1 pseudogene is annotated in these 3,558 nt (G+C 72.0%); it reads left to right on the top strand.

What is annotated here, in order from left to right:
- Positions 1-77: 77 nt before the first annotated feature.
- A pseudogene (locus tag IG99_RS49965) lies at positions 78-3,558 on the top strand (amino acid adenylation domain-containing protein); the annotation flags it as partial.

The raw sequence follows: 3,558 nt of genomic DNA, 5'->3' as shown, positions 1-3,558 counted from the left end.
GGAATTCCTGGCCTGGCTGGCCGGCCAGGACCCCGACGCCGCGGCCCGGGCCTGGGCGGAGGAACTCGACGGTCGAGTTGTCTCCGGAGGAGACGCGTGAGTTGACGCGGTGTGCCGGTGAGCTGGGTGTCACGGTCAACACCGTGGTCCAGGGTGCCTGGGCGCTGCTGCTGGGGCACCTGACCGGGCGGCAGGACGTGGTGTTCGGCGCCACGGTCTCCGGCAGGCCCGCCGCCCTGCCCGGAGTGCTCTTCGACACCCTGGTCGTCTTCGAGTCCTACCCGATGGACCAGTCCGGCCTGACCGAGGCCGGCACCCGGGCCGGAATCACCTGCACCGGCATACGTCCCAACGCCGGCACGCACTACCCGCTCACCGTGACCGCGGACATCGGCTCGCAGCTGAAGCTCGCCCTGCAGTACTCGCCGGACGTCTTCGACCGCGGGTACGTCGAGGAGGTCGCGCAGCGCTTCCTGCGGGTCGTGCGCCGGTTCGTGAGGGAGCCCGACCGCCGGGTCGGAACGGTCGACGCGCTGGCCCCGCAGGAGCGCGACCACCTGCTGCGGGTGCTCAACGACACCGCGATGCCGCTGCAGGAGCACACCGTGCCCGAGCTGTTCGAGCTGCGGGCGGCGGCCGCGCCGGACAGCACGGCGCTGGTCTGTGGCGACGTGACCCTGTCGTACCGGGAGCTGAACGCGCGGGCGAACCGGCTCGCACACTGGCTGATCGCACGCGACGTGGGCCCCGAGACGCTGGTGGCGGTGGCGCTTCCGCGCTCCGCCGACCTGATCGTCGCGCTGCTGGCCGTGCTCAAGGCAGGCGGCGCCTACCTGCCGCTCGACCTCGCGTACCCGGCCGAGCGGATCTCGTACCTGCTCCGCGACGCCCGGCCCGAACTGGTGCTCACCACCGCGGATTTCGCCGCGACGCTGCCGGACTTCGCCGAGCCGGTCGTCCTGGAAGCCCCGGACCTGCGCGACGACCTGGCCACCCGGTCCGACCGTGACCCCGCGGACACGGACAGGCGCGCCCCGCTGCACCCGCGCAACCCCGCGTACGTCATCTACACCTCGGGGTCCACGGGCCGGCCGAAGGGCGTGGTCGTCGCCCACACGGGCGTGGCGAACCTCGCAGCCTGGGGAGTCGCCGAGTTCGGCGCGCAGACGTTCTCGCGGGCACTGGCGACGACCTCGACCACCTTCGACGTCTCCGTGTTCGACACGCTGGTGCCCCTGCTCGTGGGAGGGAGCATCGTGGTGCTCGACGACGCGCTGGCCGTCGTCGAGCAGGACATCGGGACGGCGAGCCTGCTGTGTGTCGTGCCCTCGGTGCTCGACGCCATGGCCGACCGGGCGCGGCTGGACCGGATCGGCACGATCGTCCTCGCGGGTGAGGCACTGCCCTCAGCCCTGGTGCGGAAACTGCGGGACATGGCGCCCCAGGTGCGGCTGGCCAACGTCTACGGCCCCACCGAGGCCACGGTGTACGCCGCCGGATGCGTGGACGACGGCGCCGGGGACGGGAACCTGCCCATCGGCACGCCGCTGGCCAACTGCCGGACCTATGTGCTCGACGCCCGGCTCGGACTGGCGCCCCTGGGCGTCCCGGGCGAGCTGTACCTGGCCGGCGCGGGTCTGGCCCGTGGCTACCTGGACCGCCCTGGGCTGTCCGCGGAACGTTTCGTCGCCGATCCGTACGGGCCGCCCGGCGCGCGCATGTACCGCACCGGTGACCTCGCGCGCTGGGGCGCCGACGGGAACCTGGAGTACCTGGGCCGCGCCGACATGCAGGCCAAGGTGCGGGGCTTCCGCGTCGAACCGGGGGAGATCGAGGCCGCGCTGACGGCGCACCCGGCGGTGGAGCGGGCCGTGGTGATCGCCCGGGACGCCCGGGACTCCGGCAAGCAGCTCGTCGCGTACGCGGTCCCCGCCGGGGACGGCGCGCAGCTGCCCACCGACGAGCTGAAGAGGTTCGTGGGGGAGCGGCTTCCCGAGTACATGGTTCCCTCCGCGATCGTCGCGATGGACCGGCTGCCGCTGACACCGAACGGGAAACTCGACCGGGCGGCGCTGCCCGAGCCCGACTTCACCGGCGAGGCGTACCGGGCACCTCGAAGCGCGGCGGAGCGGACCCTGGCCGGCCTGTTCGCGGATTTGCTGGGCGCCGAACGGGTCGGCATCGACGACAACTTCTTCACCCTGGGCGGCCACTCCCTGCTCGTGACCCAGCTCGTCAGCAGGATCCGTACGGTGTTCGACACCGAACTCAGGATCCGCACCGTCTTCGAGTCGCCCACCGTCGCCGCACTCGCCGGCCACCTGACGTCCGGTGACCGGTCGAGGCCGGTACTGCGCCGCAGGGAGGACAGGTCGAGCGCGGTGCCGCTGTCCTTCGCGCAGCGCCGCCTGTGGTTCATGCACCGGTTCGAGGGACCGTCCGCGACGTACAACATCCCCGTGGCGCTCGCGCTGACCGGTCCGCTGGACACGGACGCGCTGTCGGCCGCCCTACGGGACGTGGTGCTGCGGCACGAGAGCCTGCGGACGGTCCTCGTCGAGGACGCCGACGGCATGCCGTACCAGCGGGTGGTCCCGGCCGATGAGCTCGCCCTCGACGTACCGCTCTCCTCCGCCCCGCCGCATGAGGTGCCCGCCGCGCTGGCCGCGGCGATGGAGTACCGGTTCGACCTGTTCGCGGAGGTGCCGATCCGTGCCGAGCTGTTCCGGCGGGCTCCGGACGAGCATGTGCTGGGCCTGGTCGTCCACCACATCGCAGCCGACGGCGAGTCGATGGCCCCCTTCGCGAAGGACCTGTCGGCGGCCTACGCCGCCCGTCTGGAGGGTCACGAACCGGTCTTCGACGAGCTGCCGGTCCAGTACACCGACTACACGCTGTGGCAGCGGGACCTGCTCGGCGAGGAAGACGACCCGCACAGCCTCGTCGCGCGGCAGTCCGCCTACTGGCTGGACGAGCTGGCGGGCGTGCCCCAGCCGCTCCAGCTGCCGTCCGATCGGCCCCGGCCGCCCGTCGCCAGCCGCCGCGGCGACGGGTTCGAGTTCGCCATCGAGCCGGAACTCCTCGCCGCGGCACAAGAACTTGCCCGCAGGCACGACGTCACGATGCCGATGGTGCTCCAGGGTGCTGCGGGTCGACCTGTCGGGAAATCCGACCTTCGGCGACGTGCTGGACCGAGTGCGCGGCAAGGCCCTGTCCGCCTACGACAACCAGGACGCGCCCTTCGAGCGCCTGGTGGAGATCCTGAACCCGGAGCGGTCGAGCGCCTACCACCCGCTGTTCCAGGTGATGCTGGCCTGGCAGGACGACAACACCCTGGTGGACTTCGACCTGGCGGCCGTGCGGGCGGTGCTGGAGATCGTTCCGACCCGTACCGCCAAGTTCGACCTTCAGTTCAACTTCGGTCTCGACGCCTCCGGACAGGGCCTCGGCGGATATCTCGAGTACGCGACGGACCTGTTCGACCGGGGCAGCGTCGAGGTGCTGGTGGACCGGTTCGTGCGGGTGTTGCGTCAGGTGGTGGCCGACCCGGGGTGCCGG

Origin of the sequence: Streptomyces griseus subsp. griseus, from assembly GCF_000720255.1 — a bacterium.
Classification (GTDB): domain Bacteria; phylum Actinomycetota; class Actinomycetes; order Streptomycetales; family Streptomycetaceae; genus Streptomyces; species Streptomyces griseus_I.
Note: the sequence above shows the minus strand (reverse complement) of the source record. Positions and strands in the feature narration are given on the sequence as shown.